This window comes from Collinsella sp. HCP28S3_E9 (assembly GCF_052065455.1).
In the GTDB taxonomy this organism is placed as follows: domain Bacteria; phylum Actinomycetota; class Coriobacteriia; order Coriobacteriales; family Coriobacteriaceae; genus Collinsella.
The window spans coordinates 179561-198623 of the sequence record NZ_JBQHTZ010000002.1 but is presented as its reverse complement, the minus strand read 5'-3'; the positions used below and the strand labels follow the sequence as shown (position 1 = coordinate 198623).

The window sequence follows — 19063 nt, the reverse complement described above, 5'->3', positions numbered from 1 at the left end:
CAATCATGGCCAGCGGGTCATGGGCTTAACGCACAGTGCATAAGTATATCCGTTGCACTTTAGTTGTATAAACTACAGTCGCTTACTATCGGCGAACGGTTGTCCTAGAAAATCGTTTTACCAACTATCTACAGAGTAGGGGCGCCCGGTTGGAGCGCCCCTTGTTTAGGGTTTTTATTAGGTTTTAGATCGTCTGTGGGCTAGTGGCGCTTGCGGGTGGCCGTTGCCTTGCGGACGGAGGTCTTCTTGGTCGGAGCCTTTTCCTCGGCTGGAGCGGCGGGGGAGACCGGGGCCTTCTTGGCGGGTTCGGTTTTTGCCGTAGCCTTCGGAGCGGTCTTGACCTCGGCGGCCTTCGGTTCCGGCTCGGCCTCTACTGCGGGTTTGTCCTTGGCTTTAGCCTCTGCCTTGGGAGCGGCTGTCTTGGTCGTAGCCTTTTTGGCCGTTGTCGTGGCGCGCTTGCGTGTGGTGGTCTTGGCGGCCGGCTTTGCCTCGACCGTTGCCTTGGCCTTGGGCTCGGAGGGTGCCTCCTCGACCTTGACGGCGGGCTTTGCAGCAGCCTTCGGGGCCGTCTTCGCGGTGGCCTTCGTCGTAGCAGCCTTGGTCGCCGGCGACTTCGTAGCCGTGGCCTTCTTGGCGGTCGCGGTCTTGGTCGCGGTCTTGGTCGCGGTCGTCTTCTTGACAGCGGTCTTGGCCGGAGCCTTTGCCGCGGTCTTAGCCTCGGCAATGGTAGCCTCAGCGGTGGCCTCGGCCTTTACCTCGGGAGCGGCCTCGGCTTCGACGGCCTTCTTGGCAGCGGCGGTCGTACGCTTGCGCGTGGTGGTTGCCTTGGCAGCGGTGGTCTTGCTCGTAGCGGCCTTCGTGGTCGTGGCCTTCTTAGCCGTTGTCTTGCGGGTCGTCGTCTTCTTGGCGGCAGGCTTCGCCGTGGGCTTTACCTCGCCATCGTCAGCCGGCTTCTCCTCGGCCTTGGGTTCCTCGGCCTTGGGCTCCTCGGCCTTGGGCTCCTCGGCCTTGGGCTCCTCGGCAGCAGCGGGCTCCTTAACGGGTGCCGCAGGCTCGGCCTCAGCGGCAACCGGCTCCTCCACAGCCGCAGCAGCCTCCACAGCCACCGGCTCCTCCACAGCCGCAGCAGCCTCCACTGCCACCGGCCTCTCAATCTCTGGGTGCATAAAGAAGTACAGGTCCAGATACTTATCGGCCGAACGTGTCCAGCTAAAGTCCTGGCTCATGGCCTGCGTGACCAGCTGATCCCAGGCCTTGCGGTTATCCCAGAACAGGCGAGCCGCGCGGAACACCGCGTCGCCCATCTCGTCGCCGTTAAAGTGACTAAATGAGAAGCCCGTGCCCTCGCCGGTAAACTCGTTGTACGGTTGCACGGTGTCCTTCAGGCCACCGGTCTCGCGCACAATGGGCAGGGTGCCGTAGCGCATGGCGATGATCTGCGACAGGCCACAGGGCTCAAACTTCGAAGGCATCAGGAACATATCGGCGGCGGCGTACATGCGCTGCGAAAGTGCCGGGTCAAACTCGATACGCGCCGCCATGGTGCCGGGGTATTTGCCCTGGAAGTAGCGCAGGCCGTCCTCGTAGTCGCGGTCGCCGGTACCCAGCACGGCCACCTGAACGCCACCGGACAGGATGCGGTCGAGCGCGTACATGACCAGGTCCATGCCCTTCTGTCGCGTCAGGCGCGTGACCATCACCATAAGCGGGCGGTCGTCGCGAATCTCGAGCCCCAACTCCTCCTGCAGTTTGGCCTTACATACGGCCTTCCCCGCGCGGTCATCAACCGTGTAGTTGGCGGCAATGCGCTTGTCGGTCGCCGGATCAAAACCCACAACGTCAATGCCATTGAGGATACCCTGCAGAGCGTACGAACGCTCGCGCAGCACGCCGTCCAGGCCCTCGCCAAACTCGGGCGTCTGGATCTCGCCCGCATAGGTGGGGCTCACCGTGGTGATGGCATCGGCATAGTGCAGCGCGCCCAGCATATAGTTAATGCTGCAGGCGTCACAGCGCAACTGCGTGGCGGCTGCCGGAATATGCGCCATACCCAGTATGTCTTCCATCACGGTGTCGCTAAACTGGCCCTGGAACGCCACATTGTGGATCGAGAACACGGTCTTGACGCGGTCGTACAGCGGCAGGCCTTGGTAGAACTCTCGCAAGAACACGGGCGCCAGCGCCGTCTGCCAGTCGTTGCAGTGCAGGATGTCGCACTCAAAGCCTTCGGGCAGGTGCTGCAGGCTCTCGGTGATGGCCTTGGAGAAAAACGCGAAGCGCTCGCCGTCGTCAAAGAAGCCGTAGGGATAGTCGCGCGCAAAGTAGTGCTCGTTGTCCACGAACATATAGGTGACGCCGTCGTGCTCGAGCTTCTCCAACCCGCAGTACTCGTTGCGCCAGCTCAGGCTCACGTAAAAGTCGGCAAAGTGCTCCATCTGCGCCTTGTACTCGTCCTTGATGGTGGCGTACTTGGGCACCATCACAATGACTTCGGCGCCAGCGCGCACAAGTGCCGCAGGCAGCGAGCCCGCCACGTCACCCAAGCCGCCGGTCTTAACAAACGGCGCGCACTCGGCCGAGGCAAACACGATCTGCATCTTTTTGCTGGTTTGTGCCATTATGTCTCCCATGTTGCAATTCGAGAATAGTCGCCTGGCGCTAACCGGGCGACTATTCTACAAGTTACGTGCGATTATGTGGTGCCAACGTTAACGAGCGATGGTGGTATCGGAAGTTAACGGAGCCTTGCCCAGCACCAGGATGTTCTCGGGCGTACCGCGAAGCTCGGTGTTGGTGGGAACCACGTTGTTCTTGTCCAAGATGGCGTTCTCAACACGGGCGCCGCTCTTGATGATGCAGCTCTGGTTGATGATCGAGTTGGTCACCGAGGCGCCTTCCTCGATCACAACGCCGCGCGACAGGATCGAGTTGCGCACGGTGCCCTTGATGATGCAGCCGGCCGAGATGATCGAGTTGCAGGCGTGGCTGCCGGTCGCGTAACGCGAAGGCGGCACGTCGTGGGCCTTGGTCAGGATCGGGCGCTCGGGGTCAAAGAGCTGATCGGCCACGGTCTGGTCGAGCAGGCCCATGCTGCGACGATACAGCGACTTCTCGCTAAACACGCCCACGACCTCGCCCTTGTACTCATAGCTGCACACGTCGATGTTGCCAAAGTCGCCCTGGAGCGCCTCGAGCAGGTCCAGATAGTCGGCGGCTTGGTAGTGGTCGATGATCTCGAGCAGCGTCTCGCGGTTGACGATGCAGCAGTCCATAGAGGCGTTGTCGCCGTACGCGACGCCGGAGCTCACGCCCGTCAGGCGGCCGTTCTGGTTGATATCGAGCTTGGTCTCGTCTTCGACGTTGTGCGTGGCCTTGCAGTACACCACGGTCATCTGGGCACCGGATTTCTCGTGCGCCTCAATGATGGTGTTGAGGTCCATGTTAAAGATGACGTTGGTGCCCATCATCACAACATAGGGCTTGTCCGAGCGCTGGAACAGCGTCTTGTTGGAGATGATGTCGCGGAGCAAGAAGCGCATGCCGCCCTTGGTGGTGCCATACGCGTTGCCGGGCACCATGAACAGGCCGCCCTTCTTGCGGTCCAGGCCCCAGTCCTTGCCCGAGCCCACGTGGTCGATCAGCGAGCGGTAGTTGCCCGGCATGACGACGCCGACGGTCTTAATGCCGGCATTCATCATGTTGGACAGCGGAAAGTCGATCAGGCGGTAGCGGCCCAAAAACGGAACGGACGCGATGGGGCGATCCTTGAGCAGCACGCTGCCGTAGGTCGAAGAGTAGTTAGCGGTGATATAGCCGATGGCCTTGCGATTGATCATCGGATTATTCCCCCTTCCCGACAACGACGTCATTTCCAACGACGGCCGTATCCTTGGTGGTATCGACAGAGCCGAGCTTCACGCCCTCTTCGACCGTGGAGTTCTCGCCCAAAATAGCGCGGCAAATGTGCGCGCCGCTCTTAACGTGCGCACCCGGCAGCAGCACGGAGTCCTCGACCACGGCGCGCTCCTCGATGATGACATCGGTCGAAAGGATCGAGTGGCGAGCGGTGCCGTAGATCTTGCAGCCATTGGAGACCAGGCAGTCGTCCAGGCGACCGTCCGGGCCAATGTAGTGCGGCGGACGCGTGGTGATGTTGGACATGATGGGGAAGCTCTTGTCAAACAGATCGAACTCGGGGTTGTTGCCCAGCAGGTCCATCGAGGTCTCGTGGAAGCTGGCGATGGTGCCAACATCCTTCCAAAAGCCGTGGAACTCGTAGCTGTACAGGCGCTTGTCCTCGGCGAGCAGCTTGGGGATGATGTCCTTGCCAAAGTCGTGGCTCGAGCGCTGGTCCAGAGCGTCCTCCTCGAGCGCCTTGACCAGCACGTCGGCCGAGAAGATGTAGATGCCCATGGACGCGAGGTTCGAATCGGGCTTCTCGGGCTTCTCCGTGAACTTGGTGATGCGGCCGTCCTCGGGGTCGGTGGTCAGGATGCCAAAGCGGCTGGCCTCCTCCCACGGCACGGGCATAACGCTCACCGTGAGGTCGGCGTTGTTCTCAATGTGCGTCTTGAGCATCTTGCGGTAGTCCATGCGATACAGATGATCGCCCGAAAGAATCAGGACGTACTTGGGGTCGTTGGACTTGATGTAGTCGAGGTTCTGCGTGATGGCGTCGGCCGTGCCCGCATACCATGCGCCACCGGTTTGCGTCTCGTACGGCGGCAGGATCGACACGCCACCGTCGCGGCTGTCCAGATCCCACGCCTCGCCAGAGCCCACGTAGGCATGCAGCAGATAGGGACGATACTGCGTCAGAACGCCCACCGTGTCGATGCCCGAATTGGAGCAGTTGGACAGCGAAAAGTCGATAATGCGGAACTTGCCACCAAAGCTAACCGCCGGTTTAGCGATCTTTTGGGTGAGTGCCCCCAATCGGCTTCCCTGTCCTCCTGCGAGGAGCATCGCGATGCATTCTTTCTTACTCATCGGTTTCTCCTTCTGTCATCGATGTTCCTAAACCCATTAGCGACGGGCGCGGCGCTCGGACGCGCCCGTCGAGTAATGCCGTGCGGCAAAGGGAACTCGCGGCCTTTAAGCGTGCCAGATCTCGTCGCGGTACTCGCGAATGGTGCGGTCGCTCGAGAACCAGCCGCTCGAGGCGGTGTTGAGCAGGGCCTTGCGGTTCCAGGTCTCCTGGTCGCCATAGCTGCCCGTGAGCTTCTCCCATGCATCCACGTAGCTGCGGAAGTCTGCCATGACCAGGTCGGGGTCGTTGTTGTTCATAAGCTCGTTGTAGATGCTCTCAAAGTTGCCCGAAAGGCCGGCAAACGTGTTGTCCTTGAGCTCATCCATCACGCGGCCCAGACGTTCGCGATCATTGTTGAGCGTATCCCACGCAAAGTAGCTGTTCGATGCCCAGAGCTGCTCGACCTCGGGAGCGGTCAGGCCAAAGATCGCCTCGTTCTCGCGGCCGGCCAAATCGGCGATTTCGATGTTGGCGCCGTCGAGGGTGCCCAGCGTAATGGCGCCGTTCATCATGAGCTTCATGTTGGACGTGCCCGAGGCCTCCTTGCCAGCTGTGGAAATCTGCTCCGAAATCTCGGCGGCAGGGTAGATGAGCTGTGCGTTGCTCACGCGGAAGTTGGGGATAAAGCAGACCTTCATAACTTCGTTGACGCGCGGGTCGTTGTTGATGACCTCGGCCACCGAGTTGATCAGGCGGATGGTCTCCTTGGCAAAGGTGTAGCTCGAGGCAGCCTTGCCGCTAAAGATAAAGGTCGTCGGTGTCACGTGGAAGTTGGGATTGGCGATGCGACGGTTGTAGATGTCCATCACCTTCATGATGTTCATGAGCTGGCGCTTGTAGGCATGAAAACGCTTTACCTGAACATCGAAGACGGTGTTGGGGTCAATAACCAGACCGGTCTCTGCCTTAACGTAGGCGGCAAGACGCTCCTTATTGGTGCGCTTGGAGGCACCCACGGCCTTAAGGAACTCGGTGTCGTTCTGAAAACCTTTAAGTTTCTCAAGCTCAAAGGCGTCCTTCAGCCAGCCGTCGCCAATGGCCTCGGTCACGAGCTTGGCGTAGGTGGGGTTGGCCTCGGCAAAGAAGCGACGGTGCGAGATGCCGTTGGTCTTGTTGTTGAACTTCTCGGGCGTCAGGGCATAGAAGTCCTTGAGCACATTGTTCTTAATGATATCGGAGTGAATCTTGGCCACGCCGTTGACGCTGTGGCTGCAGATCACGGACAGGTTGGCCATGCGAACCTCGCCGTCCCATAGGATGGCGGTCTGGCGCAGACGCTCCTGCCAGCCTTCCTGCGTCGTATCGAACGACTCATGCCAACGACGGCTGATTTCGTCGATGATCTGGTACACACGGGGGAGGAGCTTGGAGAACGTGCCGATGGGCCACTTCTCCAGGGCCTCGGGCAGGATGGTGTGGTTGGTGTAACTCACGACCTGCGTCACGATGTTCCAGGCGTCATCCCACTCGAGCTTCTTCTCGTCGATGAGGATGCGCATGAGCTCGGGGCCGCACATGGCGGGGTGCGTATCGTTGGTGTGGATGGCCACAAACTGCGGCAGTAGCTCCCAGTTCGCGCCGTGTTCCTTCTCAAAGGTGTCGAGCAGGCTATAGATACCGGCCGAGACAAACAGGTATTCCTGCTTCAGACGCAGCAGACGGCCGTGCTCGCCGGCGTCGTTGGGGTAGAGGATGGCGCTGATGGCCTCGGCCTCGGCGCGCTCGGCGTCGGCCAGGGCGTAGTCGCCGCGGTTGAAGGCCTCCAGATCGAAGTGCTCCTCGACCGGCTCAGCGGCCCAGACGCGCAGCTTGTTGACGGTCTCGCCGGCATAGCCCACCACGGGGATGTCGTAAGGGACGGCCAGGATGTCCTGCGTGTCCACGGTTCGATAGAACGTGCGGCCGTTCTCCTCAAAGCCCTCGACGCGGCCACCAAACTTAATGGTCACGGCCTTATCCTGACGACGGACCTCCCAGGGATAGCCGTTGGTGAGCCACTCGTCGGTGGTTTCGACTTGGCTGCCGTTGACGATCTCCTGTTTAAACAGGCCGTAGCGGTAGCGCATGCCGTTGCCGTAGCCGGCAATGCCCTCGGCTGCCATGGAATCCAGGAAGCATGCGGCCAGACGACCCAGGCCACCGTTGCCCAGCGCCGGATCGGGCTCCTGGCTCTCGATGACGGACAGGTCAAGGCCCATATCGTCGAGCGCCTCGGCGACCATGTCGCGCACGCCAAAGTTGAGCAGGTAGTTGTCGAGCAGGCGGCCGATCAAAAACTCGATCGAGAAGTAGTACACGCGCTTCTTGCCCTCGGCGGTGGCGCGGGCGTCGCTCTTGGTGGCAACGGTGCGCGCCTTTTCGGCCACGAGCTTGGCCAGGGCGTTAAAGCGATCCAGGTCGCTGGCGGCCTCGACGCTCTTGCCGCTAATGCTCATGACGGCATCGCGATAGAGCTCGGTAAACTCCTGCTTGTTGTCGAAGATCTTATTCATACGTTCCTTTCCCCCGGGGATGTTTCTCCCGGAACGGTTGTGACTTGTATCCTACGCCCCGCTGGGACGGGTAATTACAGCTGTAACGGCTTTGTTACGCATCCTTAGGTGACGACTTAACAGAAGCAGACTTGGCTTTGGTAGCGGCCTTTTTGGCAGTCGGCTTCTTGGTCGCGGTAGCCTTGGCAGCGGGCTTTGCGGCGGCCTTAGCCTTAGCCTTGGCCTTGGTCGTCGTAGCCTTCGCCTTGGCCGGAGCCTTCTTGGCGGCCGCTGGCTTGGGCTTCACCGAGGACGCACGCTTGCGGGTCGCCTTCTTGGGCTCCTCGACCACGGGCGGCTTATAGCTGCTGGGGCCGCGACGCTTAAGCACCACGCCTGCCAGGCTGGGCACCTTAATCTCGATGGAGTCCATCTGCCCGTTCCAGGGATAGGGCTCGCTCGAGCAGGTGTAGGGCTCCTCGCCAGCATAGCCGCTGCCGCCAAACTCGGGACGGTCGGAGTCAAAGATGACCTCCCAGTCGCCCTCACGCGGCACGCCCACACGGAAGCTCTCGTAGGCCGCCGGGTCAAAGTTGATCAGGATCACGAGGTCGTCATCGACGTTTTCGCCCTGACGCACAAAGCTCACGATGGACTGCTTGGAGTTGTCCGCGTCGATCCAGGTAAAGCCGTCGTCGTTGTAGCCGCGCTCGTACAGGGCGGGCTCGGCGGTATACAGGTGGTTGAGCGCCTTAATGAACGCCTGATGGTGTGCATGGGTCTCATACTGCTCGGTCAAGAACCACTGAATAGATTCGTAGTAGCGCCACTCGATAAACTGGCCGATCTCGTTGCCCATAAAGTTGAGCTTGGCACCGGGGTGCGTCATCTGGTAGAAGGCGAGCGTGCGCAGGCCGGCAAACTGGCGCCACCAGTCACCCGGCATGCGGCCGATGAGCGAGCACTTGCCGTGCACGACCTCGTCATGGCTCAGCGGGCAGATAAAGTTCTCGGTAAAGGCGTACATGATGGAGAACGTGAGCAAGCCATGGTTGCCGGGGCGCCACGGAAAATCGGTCTGCATGTAGTGCAGGGTGTCGTTCATCCAGCCCATGTCCCACTTGTAGTGGAAGCCCAGGCCGCCGTCCTGCGGCGGATAGGTCACAAGCGGCCACGCGGTGGACTCCTCGGCCATCATCATCACGTCGGGGTAGTGCGCCTCAACAGCGCAGTTGACCTGACGGATAAACGCGCTGGCGTCCAGGTCCTCCTCGGTACCGTACTTGTTGAACTTCTTTTGGCCAGGATCGTCAATGCCAAAGTTGAGGTACAGCATGCTGGACACGCCGTCCATGCGAATGCCGTCCACATGGAAGTTCTCGATCCAGTACAGCACGTTGGAGACCAAGAAGGAGCGGACCTCGCCGCGGGCGAAGTCAAACTTGTGCGTGCCCCAGTTGGGGTGAATCTCGTGCTCAAACAGCATGTGGCCGTTAAAGGTGGCAAGGCCGTGGGAGTCGGCGCAAAAACCGCCGGGTACCCAGTCCATAATCACGCCGATGCCCGCCTCGTGGCACGCATCGATAAAGTGCATGAGCTGCTGCGGGTTGCCGTAGCGTGACGTGGCGGCAAAGTAGCCGGTCGTCTGGTAGCCCCAGGAGCCATCGAAGGGGTGCTCCATAAGCGGCATAACCTCGATATGCGTGTAGCCCATATCGCGCACGTAGTCCACGAGCTCCACCGACAAGTCGTCGTAGGTGTAAAACTCGCCGCGCTGCGCAGGGAAGGGGTCCATGGGACCGGGGTAGTTGCCGTACTCGTCTGGCTCACCCTGTGGCTCGTCTCCGTGGCGCTTCCACGAGCCAATATGCACCTCGTAGATGTTGAGCGGCTGCGACATGTGGTTCTGGCCGGCGCGGCGCTTGAGCCACGCGGCGTCGTTCCACTGGTAGCCATCGAGGGTCCACAGCACGCTCGCCGTTCCCGGAGGGCACTCGGCCTTAAAGGCGTACGGATCGGCCTTGTAGAGCTTTTCGCCCTCGTTGGTCTCGATGAGGTATTTATAGAGCTGGCCCTGCTCGGCGCCAGGAATAAAGCCTTCCCAGATAGCGCTCGTGTGTACGGGCACCAGCGGGTTGGCTTGTTCGTCCCAATTGTTAAATTCACCGATAACGTGGACGCTCTTAACGTCGGGCGCCCAAACGCAAAAACGCCAGCCGCGCGTGCGCTGCTGCGTGTCGGGATGCGCGCCCATCTTTTCCCAGCTGCGCTCCCACATTCCAATGCCAAACAGATAGACATCGTCCTTGGTGAGCTCCGGTGCGTGCGGGGCGGCTTTACGGGTAGCGGGCTTTTTGGTTGCTGGCTTTAGCTTTGTATCGCTCACGTTTGATCCCATCATGACGCGGCAGCGTGTTGCCTTGGTGACTAGATGCGAAAGGTCCAAGGCTGCACGAATCGAAGGGACGGCGATAGCTCTATGAGTCGTCCCACCTCGCGTGCACGGTGGAACTTTCGGCAAAAACCACAATAACACCTGTCCGTTAGTTTTATGGACGAAAGTGGATTTACGGTGGCGTTTAATCGGTGAGCGCCATGTTTATGCCACTGACAGAATTGCGATGGTAAAACTCTTGACAGTTTTACCAATTAGGGTTTCAAAATTTTTAGATTTACGTTTGGTAAAACGTTTTTAGCAGGTTGTTTACCATTTGACATTGAAAGGTTTGCGAATGAACCACAAAGCCGCCTCTAATGTTGCTTTTATTTTTGATTGCGACGGCACACTGGTAAATAGCACCCCCGTTTGGGGCTATGCGCAGCCCGAACTATTGCGGCGTCACGGCATTGATGTAACGGTTGACGATTTTGCCCAGTTTGAGCATTTGTCGCTCGAGGACGAGTGCCAGGCCTACCACGACACGTGGGGCATTGGCGAAAATGGCGAGGAGCTGTATCGCGAGCTGAGCGACATCCTGATCGATGGCTACTCCAAGGTACCGCCGCGCGAGGGGCTCCTGGCATTTTTGGAGCAGGCGAAATTGGCCGGCATTGCTATGTGCGTGGCCACGTCCACGCCGGCCGAGTTGGTGCAGTCCGCACTCGTGGGTGCGGGGCTCGACGCCTACATGGAGTTTATTACTACGACGGGCGAGGCGGGCCGCTCCAAGCAGTTCCCCGATGTGTACGAGCTGGCGCTGCGCCGCCTTGAGGAGCGCCACGGGTGCCAGTTTGAGCGCGCATGGGTGTTTGAGGACGCCGTCTTTGGCCTTAAGAGCTCTGGCACTGCAGGCTTTAAGCGCGTGGGCATTTATGACCCACACGGCCGTATGGAGCGCGACGAGGTTCGCGATAATTGCGATATCTTTATCGATAGCTATGAGGACCTGGACCTGGCCCGCGTGCTTTCGTTTGAGGGCTAGGCGAGGGCCGTGGCTTGTAAGGTATTAGTTGTTTGCGGCTCACCGGTGGTGGCGAGCGCGGATCTGTTGCGTGGGCTGGCGGGGGAGTGCGACCACGTTGTCGCCGTGGACCGCGGGCTCGATGCACTTCTGGGCGCTGGCCTGGGTTGCGACGTGTATGTAGGAGATGCCGACACGGTGAGCGACGCCGGCCGCGCGTTGGTCGATGCCGCCGAGGCCTTTGAGGTAGAGCGCCACGACCCCTACAAGGACTATACCGATCTAGCGTTGGCACTCGATTCGGTCCGCCGTCGCTGGCCGGGTGCCGAGGTGGTTGCGACCTGCGCCACCGGCGGTCGCCCGGACATGGCCCTGTCTGTGTTAGGGATACTGGCAGGCTACGATGATGCCCCCATTTGGATTGCCGAGGACAAGGTGGTCGCCCGCATCCTTCACGCAGGCGAGTCGTGGACCATCGAGGGTGCCGAGGGCAAAACCTTCTCCATCATCGCCATAGCCCCTGGGACAGTAGTAAGCGAACACGGCCTAGAGTGGGAGCTAGACCACAGCCCTCTAGGCCTGTTAGCTGACACGGGCATCAGCAACATAGTAAGATCCACCGCAAAGATCGAAGTTCACTCTGGCACTGCAATAGCGTATTTGTTGCGTGAGGGTTTTATCGGGACGGTGGGCGAGTAGGCAATCGCCGCGCGAGGGTTTTATCGGGACGGTTGGCGAGCAGGCAATCGCCGCGTGAGGGTTTTTCGGGACGGTGGGCGAGTAGGCAATCGCCGCGTGAGGGTTTTATCGGGACGGTGGGTTAATTGACTGATTTTGCCGAAGTCAAAATCAGTCAATTCAGCCCCGTCCCAGGAAAACCCGTAAGTAAGAAGATCAATCCAAAAAACTTCTTGCACAACCAAGGATCTTCCCCTATAGTATCTCCTCGTCACGGGGGCGTAGCTCAGCTGGGAGAGCGCTTGACTGGCAGTCAAGAGGTCAGGGGTTCGATCCCCCTCGTCTCCACCATCGTGAATGAAAAGGCCTTCGGAAAACCGAAGGCCTTTTTCATACGTGTCCACACTACAAACCAAAGTGACGCTCGCATCAACCTGTAAAAAGTTGCGCAATTACCTCCCCGTTTTGTACAAAGTTTGTTAGCCAAAACATAATAGTTTGAGCAATTCATGCCGCCAGTAATACATCTCAGGCAGTGCTCACCAATCCATACACCCCTATAAACCTGCGGCAATGTGTGCAAGGCGGCACAATATCCCCCATAACCACGGCAAGTAACCAATATGTTGCTAAACACACCCCAAAACGTATGGGCTACCTGCTGTGCTAGGATAACTAATGTTACATGAGTTCAACTGTGTTCACGGCTCCGGCAAGCCGCAAAGCGCAGGGTCGATCAGCATCCGGCCGTAACGGCGGTGCCAGAAACACCACGAACTCCAATAGCGTCGTCATGCGTATCGCATCGAATGACTTTGTGCTTGTCTATGTGCAAGCTGTTCATTCGACTCGATATTCCATGACTCATCGCAGCAGTCCTACAGCTGTTTGCGTGCGATCTAGTTTTGTTCCCGCTTGTCTGGATCGCACGCAGCCAGCTGGGGTCACGGTCATTTTGCGATACACGTCCGCGACTCTAGCAACTGCACTTATACATACCGTTCACGGTGGGGCAGAGCCACGCGCTTGTCTAACTGGGCTCAGGGTTTGAATATGGAGCGCCTTCGCGCACAAGCGCCCTGGCGAAGCCATACCTAAACCCCGTGAGCCACACGTAAGACAGCAAGGGGGTGGTGCTCGTGTGGTACGTGATCCAGGTCATTAATGGTCGCGAAAATGTAATGCGCGAGCGCATTGAGCACGTGGTGCCGGCTGGCGCCATTCAGGAGCTCTTTTATCCCCAATTTCAAACCGAGATTAAAGTACACGGCGAATGGGTCAACACGACCAAGCCGCTCTTTCCCGGTTACCTTATCTGCGACACGGCAGATCCCCGCACCGTGCAACAGTATCTGCTGCGCATGGACGACTTTGCCCGGGTGCTTTCCCAGGACGGTCAGTTTGTGCCGCTGGCAAAAGAAGAGGTCCAGCTTATTGGCAGCTTTACTCATGCGGGAGACCGCGTTGTGCCCATGAGCGAAGCCTTAAAAGACGGCGACCAGGTCGTAGTGACGGCAGGTCCGCTGCTAGGCCACGAAGGCCTTATCAAAACCATTAACAGACGCAAGAGCACTGCTTATTTGGAGCTCGACTTGTGCGGCCGACGCGTGACTACCCGCGTTGGCCTTGCCGTGCTTTCGGCCGAGCAGCGCGCAATGCGAAACCTTAAAAAGGCGATCGTCTAATTACGGGCGACTGTTTAACGGGACAGGGAGGATCCCCGGGGGCGGGGACGTAGGTTTGAAGGAAATAGTGTCAGACAAAACTGAATATTCAGAAGGAGCGCCGGTGGGGGCCGCGCTCGTTGCCCAGGCCATGAACGGCGGCGACGTGAGCATGCGCTACAAGGCCATGCAGGCCCTCAAGGACTGGGACCGCACGCGCCTGGCCTACCGCACCGTCAAGCGCGCCTTCGACATCGTGTTCAGCGGCTGCGTGCTGGTAGTCATCGCCATACCCAGCCTGGTGCTGGCCGCGGCCATCCGCCTGGAGAGCGAGGGCAACCCGTTCTACAGCCAGATCCGCGTGGGCCAGACCCACCGCGACGGCAGCCTGTCCACCTTCCGCATGTGGAAGTTCCGCAGCATGTACAAAGACGCCGACGAGCGCCTTGCCGAGCTCAAGGAGCAGAACGAGATCGCCGGCGCCATGTTCAAGATGAAGGAAGACCCGCGCGTCACCAAGATCGGCAAGTTCATCCGCAAGCACTCCATCGACGAGTTCCCGCAGTTCCTGAACGTGTTCCTGGGCCAGATGTCGGTCGTGGGCCCGCGCCCGCCTCTGCCCAACGAGGTTGTGGAGTACACCGAGTACGACCTGCAGCGCCTGGCCGTGAAGCCCGGGATCACTGGCTGGTGGCAGGTGACCGATCGAAATGCAACGGGTTTCGACGGTATGGTCCAGCGCGACCTGGAGTACATCGCCAAGCGCGGCGTCATCACGGATCTCAAGATCGTTCTACTCACTATCGTCGAGGTAATCACGGGAAGCGGGGCGTGCTAGTGTCAGCCGGCAATCGTTATCCAATTCTGAACACGTATGTAAACGCCATCTCGCTTGACGAGACGGTGGATGAAATCGAGAAGATCATCGCGAGGGGCGTGCCGACCCAGCACGTCGTAATCAACGCCTCCAAGGTCAACCTGATGGAGGCGGATCCCGAGCTCGCGTCAATCGTCAACGAATGCCCCCTGATCAACGCCGACGGCGCCTCGATCGTCTGGGCGGCGAAAAAGCTGGGGGTTCCTCTCGGGGAACGCGTCACGGGCATCGACCTGTTCCAAAGGCTTGTCGGGCTGGCGTCCGAGAAGGGCTACCGCATCTACCTTTTCGGGGCGAAGGAAGAGGTGGTCACCAAGGTCAAAGCGATTTTCGAGGACAGGTACCCGGGTATCCAGATCGTTGGCTACCGTAACGGCTACTTCACCGAGGCGGACGAGCCCCAGATCGTATCTGATATGGCCGCCTCGGGAGCCGACATGATGTTCGTCGCTTTCTCCTCTCCCAAGAAAGAGTACTGGGTCCACAAGTACATCGACCAGATCGGAATCCCCTTCGTCATGGGCGTCGGCGGCAGCTTCGATGTTGTTGCCGGCGTAACCGACCGAGCTCCGACGTGGATGCAGGAGCACGGCCTGGAGTGGTTCTACCGCTTCATCCAGGAGCCCGGAAGGCTGTGGAAACGCTACATCATCGGCAACCTCAAGTTCGTCGCCCTCACGTATAGATACAAGTTCGCTAAGAAAGGTGAATAGCAATGGTTAACGTTATCGGTCTCGGATACATCGGCCTCCCCACAGCCCTCATGATGGCCTCCCACGGCGTGGAGGTCGTGGGCACCGACTACAACGAGGAGCTCGTCGCCACGCTCAACGACGGCAAGACCACCTTCAAGGAGGAGGGCCTGGACGAGCTGTTCGCCGACGCCTTGGAGTCCGGCATCAAGTTCTCCACCGACTACCAGGTCTGCGGCACCTACATCGTCTCGGTCCCCACGCCCTACGACAAGCTCGACAAGAAGATTGACCCGTGCTACGTCGTGGCGGCCTGCAAGACTGTGCTCGAGGTCGCGCCCGAGGGCGCCGTGCTCGTAGTCGAGTCCACTGTCTCGCCCAACACCATCGACCGCTTTGTGCGCCCGCTGCTCGCCGAAGCCGGACGCGAGGACGTCAGGCTCGTCCACGCCCCTGAGCGCATCATCCCGGGCAACATGGTCTACGAGCTGCTGCACAACAACCGTACCATCGGCGCCGATGACCCTGAGGTGGGCGACGCTGTGGCGAAGGTCTACGCCAGCTTCTGCCAGGGCGAGATTTCCGTCACCGACATCCGCACCGCCGAGATGACCAAGGTCGTCGAGAACACCTTCCGCGCGGTCAACATCGCATTCTCCAACGAGCTCGCTAAGATCTGCCGCATCGGCGGCATGGACGTCGCTGAGGTCATCCGTATCGCCAACAAGCACCCGCGCGTGAACATCCTCAACCCCGGCCCGGGCGTCGGCGGTCACTGCATCCCGGTCGACCCGTGGTTCCTGGTCGGCGACTATCCCGAGACGGCCAATTTCATCCGCCTCGCCCTTCAGACTAACGCCTCCATGCCCGAGTACGTCATGCACCGAGCCCACGAGGTCATGGCGGAGCGCGGCATCACCGACGCCTCCAAGGTCGGCATCTACGGCCTCACCTACAAGGAGAATGTCGACGACGTCCGCGAGTCCCCGACGCTGCAGATGCTCGAGTCCATGTCCGAGCACCTCTGCGCCGGCTCCGTCAAGGTCTACGACCCGTGGGTCGAGCGCGACGAGGTCCCCGGCCAGGTCCATTCCATGGAGGAGTTCCTGGACGGCCTGGAGATGGTGATCGTGATGGTCGGCCACTCCCAGGTCAAGGACAACCCCGGTGTCTTCGGCGACCGCATTCTCATTGACCCGCGCAACGTCTGCGGAGACGGCGAGAACGTTTACAAGCTCTAGGACCTAGCAAATCTTCAGGGGGAATCCGTTTTGAGGAAGGTAATGCTCGTCTTCGGCACCCGGCCGGAGGCCATCAAGATGTGTCCGCTCGTCAACGAGCTGAAGGCACGCAGGGATGAGTTCGAGACCGTCGTGACCGTGACGGGCCAGCACCGCGAGATGCTCGACCAGGTACTGCGCGTCTTCGACGTGACTCCCGACCACGACCTGGCGATCATGAAGCCGGGCCAGACGCTGTTCGACGTGACGTGCGACGTGCTGGTCAAGCTCAAGTCCGTCCTCGAGGGCGAGAGGCCCGACGTCGTCCTGGTCCACGGCGACACCACGACCAGCTTCGCCGCGGCGCTCGCGTGCTTCTACCTGCAGATCCCCGTTGGGCATGTCGAGGCGGGCCTACGCACGCACGACATCTACAGCCCCTGGCCGGAGGAGTTCAACCGCCAGGCCGTCGACATCGTCAGTGAGTACTACTTTGCCCCCACCGAGGCCAGTAAGGAGAACCTGGTGGACGAGGGAAAGCCGGAGTCAAAGATCTGGGTCACCGGCAACACGGGCATCGACGCTCTGCGCACCACCGTGCGCGAGGGCTACTCCCATCCTGAGCTCGACTGGGCCGAGGGATCCCGCCTCATCCTCATCACGGCGCACCGCCGCGAGAACCTGGGCGAGCCCATGCACCGCATGTTCCGCGCCATCCGCCGCGTGATGGAGGAACACCCCGACACCAAGGCTATCTACCCCATCCACATGAACCCGCTCGTCCGCAAGGCCGCCCACGAGGAGCTGGACGGCTTCGACAGGCTCCACATCATCGACCCGCTCGAGGTTCTCGACTTCCACAACTTCATGGCAGCGAGCCACCTCATCCTCACCGACTCGGGCGGCATCCAGGAGGAGGCCCCGAGCCTGGGCAAGCCGGTGCTCGTCATGCGCGACACCACCGAGCGCCCCGAGGGCATGGCAGCCGGCACGCTGAAACTCGTAGGCACCGAGGAGGACGTAATCTACCGCGAGTTCAGCAGGCTGCTCTCCGATCAGGCAGAGTACGAGGCCATGAGCCACGCTTCGAACCCCTATGGCGACGGTCACGCAAGCGAGCGCATCGTGGACGTGCTGAGTGGGAGGGTCAACGCTTAGTGGGCGCCTCCTGGTATCTACAGAGGCTTCGGGCTATGAGTCCGGGCGAGATTATTTGGCGCTTCGGACAGAAGCGCCTTTATTCACATGAGCGCAAGAGTTTCGCACGAAAGACACCAGTCTTCGATGTGAATGCTTATGGCAATGCTCCACAAGCTGATCTCTCACGTCTTGGCATTTGTTTAGATAACTCTAACTTTAGCGTTGGGGCGGAAATCGAGCTCTTGGGAGGATATCCCTATACCGATTACCGTAAGCGCTGGCATGCTGCATTCCAGACTCCTGGCGATTGGCCCTTTCGCCCTTCTGCGGATTATTCATTCGGTGCCGAGTACGTACCGGGTGATATTCGTACCAATTGGGAACTCAATAGGCATTACCAGTTCGCTGTGCTAGCCAAATCGTTTTACGTGACGAACGATCAGGGTTATCTCGCGGAGTTGATTGACCTATTTACGGATTGGAACAAGCAAAATCCCTTCATGTGGGGTCCTGAGTGGTCGAGTCCGATGGAAGAGTCTATTCGACTCATTAACTGGTTGTTCGCTGCGGCATTTCTGGAGGCGTCTGAAGATACCGACGCATCCGAGCTTCGTAAGAGACTCTGCGTTGGCGCTTGGTGTATGGCAGCGCATGTGCGCAAGCACTACTCTCACTATTCGTCTGCCAATAACCACACCATTGTTGAGGCGGCGGGCGTTGCGGTTGCGTCTGTCGTTTTTGGCCAAAGAAATTGGTTGGAAGAGGCGCTTGCACTCCTTGAAACAGAGGTTGCGCTTCAGACCCATGCTGATGGAGTGAATAAGGAACAAGCTCTCCACTACGAACTATTTGTAATGGAAGCACTTTGCCTCGTTTCCCATGTACTGAATGCGGCGGGGCAGAAGCTACCTAAGTCAATCGAATCACAGTTGCATTCGATGGCTCGGTATGCCCGTGCATGTTGTGTTTGCAAGGGAAGTTATATTGAATTTGGCGACGATGATGAAGGAGCAATCCTTAACCTTGAGTCGTGTAAGCAATGCTATCCCGAATATGTTCTGGCTCTGGTCTCCCTTGAGATTGGAGATGGCGCTCGGTATGCGGAAGACGTTGCCTGTTGCGAAACGTTAGATTGGCTCTATTCGCAAGAACAGGTTTCGGACGTTATGCAGTTGCCGCCAGTTGCGAACGCCTCCGTTGAGAGCTTTTGTGAAGGCGGTATCACCATCGTTCGCTTTGACGAGGGTCGGGCTGTGCTCGCGTTTGATCACGGTCCGCTGGGGTTTGGGCAACTTGCCGCTCATGGCCATGCCGATGCCTTGAGTGTGCAGCTATATGTTGATGGTGAGCCCGTGCTCATTGATCCTGGCACGTATGTCTACAACGGTAATCGGGAGGCACGCTATCGGTTTCGATCCACGAGTGTACACAATACTGTCAGTATCGATAACAGATGTCAGTCCGAGGCCTTGGGTCCGTTTCTTTGGGGCCGCAAGGCGAATGTATCGGCCTTCTCCCTCGAAACATCCGAAGGCGATATTTGCATGTCGGCTAAGCATGACGGTTATGCGCCCGTGATTGCTCTTCGTTCGGTAAACGTCGCTGGGCCTAAGGTTACTATCTGCGATTCGCTTTCCGGTGATTTTGGCTGTTATGGCGTAGCGCGCTTCCATTTTCCAAATGACGAAATTGCGCTAAACAATGGAGGGGCTGAATACGCTTTGGAGTCAGGAAGATTTGTCCGGTTCGAATTCGATGCATCCTTCAATAGTTGCCCTTTTAAGTTTTCCGATTCATACGGCTCGCTCTCGGATGGGACTGTAGTTGACGTCCCTTTCGACAGGGCGATGAGCACCGTTATTACTATCAACGAGAGATAATGAGGTTGGCA

General features: G+C 59.2%; 13 protein-coding genes and 1 tRNA gene. 9 read left to right on the top strand and 5 right to left on the bottom strand.

Going from position 1 to position 19063, the window contains the following annotated elements; all coding sequences use genetic code 11:
• Positions 1 to 200 precede the first annotated feature (200 nt).
• The 5 genes from glgA to glgB all read right to left on the bottom strand — a co-directional run bounded on the left by glgA (position 201) and on the right by glgB (position 9901).
• Entirely contained in the window at positions 201 to 2618 is a 2418-nt protein-coding gene (glgA, locus tag ACTNA2_RS02015) for a glycogen synthase GlgA (protein ID WP_441048452.1), read from the bottom strand.
• Between the two features lie 90 nt (positions 2619 to 2708).
• Positions 2709 to 3836 (bottom strand): glucose-1-phosphate adenylyltransferase subunit GlgD, encoded by a 1128-nt coding sequence (gene glgD / locus ACTNA2_RS02010; RefSeq protein WP_441048451.1) that lies wholly within the window; start codon positions 3834 to 3836, stop codon positions 2709 to 2711.
• A gap of 4 nt (positions 3837 to 3840) precedes the next feature.
• The gene (locus ACTNA2_RS02005; protein ID WP_427747384.1) at positions 3841 to 4989 is read right to left on the bottom strand and encodes a glucose-1-phosphate adenylyltransferase; all 1149 of its coding nucleotides are present in this window, start codon (positions 4987 to 4989) and stop codon (positions 3841 to 3843) included.
• A 105-nt stretch (positions 4990 to 5094) separates the two neighbouring features.
• Positions 5095 to 7521: a glycogen/starch/alpha-glucan phosphorylase gene (locus ACTNA2_RS02000; RefSeq protein ID WP_441048450.1), complete on the bottom strand. Its 2427-nt coding sequence runs from the start codon at positions 7519 to 7521 to the stop codon at positions 5095 to 5097.
• 94 nt (positions 7522 to 7615) lie between these two features.
• Positions 7616 to 9901, bottom strand: coding sequence for a 1,4-alpha-glucan branching protein GlgB (gene glgB, locus ACTNA2_RS01995; protein WP_441048468.1), 2286 nt, complete (start codon positions 9899 to 9901; stop codon positions 7616 to 7618).
• Positions 9902 to 10232: 331 nt separating this feature from the next.
• On the opposite strand from glgB, the gene ACTNA2_RS01990 reads away from it, so the two are divergent.
• The 9 genes from ACTNA2_RS01990 (at position 10233) to ACTNA2_RS01950 (ending at position 19052) form a co-directional block, all read left to right on the top strand.
• Entirely contained in the window at positions 10233 to 10922 is a 690-nt protein-coding gene (locus tag ACTNA2_RS01990) for an HAD family hydrolase (protein ID WP_441048449.1), read from the top strand.
• Between the two features lie 9 nt (positions 10923 to 10931).
• The gene (locus tag ACTNA2_RS01985; protein WP_441048448.1) at positions 10932 to 11600 is read left to right on the top strand and encodes a thiamine diphosphokinase; all 669 of its coding nucleotides are present in this window, start codon (positions 10932 to 10934) and stop codon (positions 11598 to 11600) included.
• 254 nt (positions 11601 to 11854) lie between these two features.
• Positions 11855 to 11930 (top strand) — tRNA-Ala (locus ACTNA2_RS01980).
• Positions 11931 to 12718: 788 nt separating this feature from the next.
• A complete protein-coding gene (loaP, locus tag ACTNA2_RS01975) occupies positions 12719 to 13264 on the top strand; it encodes an antiterminator LoaP (RefSeq protein WP_441048447.1) in 546 nt (181 codons plus the stop codon).
• Positions 13265 to 13367: 103 nt separating this feature from the next.
• Positions 13368 to 14081: a sugar transferase gene (locus tag ACTNA2_RS01970; RefSeq protein WP_441048446.1), complete on the top strand. Its 714-nt coding sequence runs from the start codon at positions 13368 to 13370 to the stop codon at positions 14079 to 14081.
• Positions 14081 to 14833, top strand: a complete 753-nt coding sequence (locus ACTNA2_RS01965) for a WecB/TagA/CpsF family glycosyltransferase (protein ID WP_441048445.1) — start codon at positions 14081 to 14083, stop codon at positions 14831 to 14833. Before ACTNA2_RS01970 ends, ACTNA2_RS01965 begins: the two co-directional genes overlap by 1 nt.
• Positions 14834 to 14835: 2 nt before the next feature.
• Positions 14836 to 16053: a nucleotide sugar dehydrogenase gene (locus tag ACTNA2_RS01960; RefSeq protein WP_441048444.1), complete on the top strand. Its 1218-nt coding sequence runs from the start codon at positions 14836 to 14838 to the stop codon at positions 16051 to 16053.
• 42 nt (positions 16054 to 16095) lie between these two features.
• Entirely contained in the window at positions 16096 to 17190 is a 1095-nt protein-coding gene (wecB, locus tag ACTNA2_RS01955; RefSeq protein WP_441048443.1) for a non-hydrolyzing UDP-N-acetylglucosamine 2-epimerase, read from the top strand.
• Positions 17191 to 17225: 35 nt separating this feature from the next.
• Entirely contained in the window at positions 17226 to 19052 is a 1827-nt protein-coding gene (locus ACTNA2_RS01950; protein WP_441048442.1) for an alginate lyase family protein, read from the top strand.
• Positions 19053 to 19063 lie beyond the last annotated feature (11 nt).

Coding starts and splice junctions, on each gene's coding strand:
- glgA (WP_441048452.1), bottom strand. CDS start 2,618: ATGGCACAAACCAGCAAAAAGATGCAGATCGTGTTTGCCTCGGCCGAG.
- ACTNA2_RS01990 (WP_441048449.1), top strand. CDS start 10,233: ATGAACCACAAAGCCGCCTCTAATGTTGCTTTTATTTTTGATTGCGAC.
- ACTNA2_RS01960 (WP_441048444.1), top strand. CDS start 14,836: ATGGTTAACGTTATCGGTCTCGGATACATCGGCCTCCCCACAGCCCTC.
- ACTNA2_RS01950 (WP_441048442.1), top strand. CDS start 17,226: ATGAGTCCGGGCGAGATTATTTGGCGCTTCGGACAGAAGCGCCTTTAT.
- wecB (WP_441048443.1), top strand. CDS start 16,096: ATGCTCGTCTTCGGCACCCGGCCGGAGGCCATCAAGATGTGTCCGCTC.
- ACTNA2_RS02005 (WP_427747384.1), bottom strand. CDS start 4,989: ATGAGTAAGAAAGAATGCATCGCGATGCTCCTCGCAGGAGGACAGGGA.
- ACTNA2_RS02000 (WP_441048450.1), bottom strand. CDS start 7,521: ATGAATAAGATCTTCGACAACAAGCAGGAGTTTACCGAGCTCTATCGC.
- glgD (WP_441048451.1), bottom strand. CDS start 3,836: ATGATCAATCGCAAGGCCATCGGCTATATCACCGCTAACTACTCTTCG.
- glgB (WP_441048468.1), bottom strand. CDS start 9,901: ATGATGGGATCAAACGTGAGCGATACAAAGCTAAAGCCAGCAACCAAA.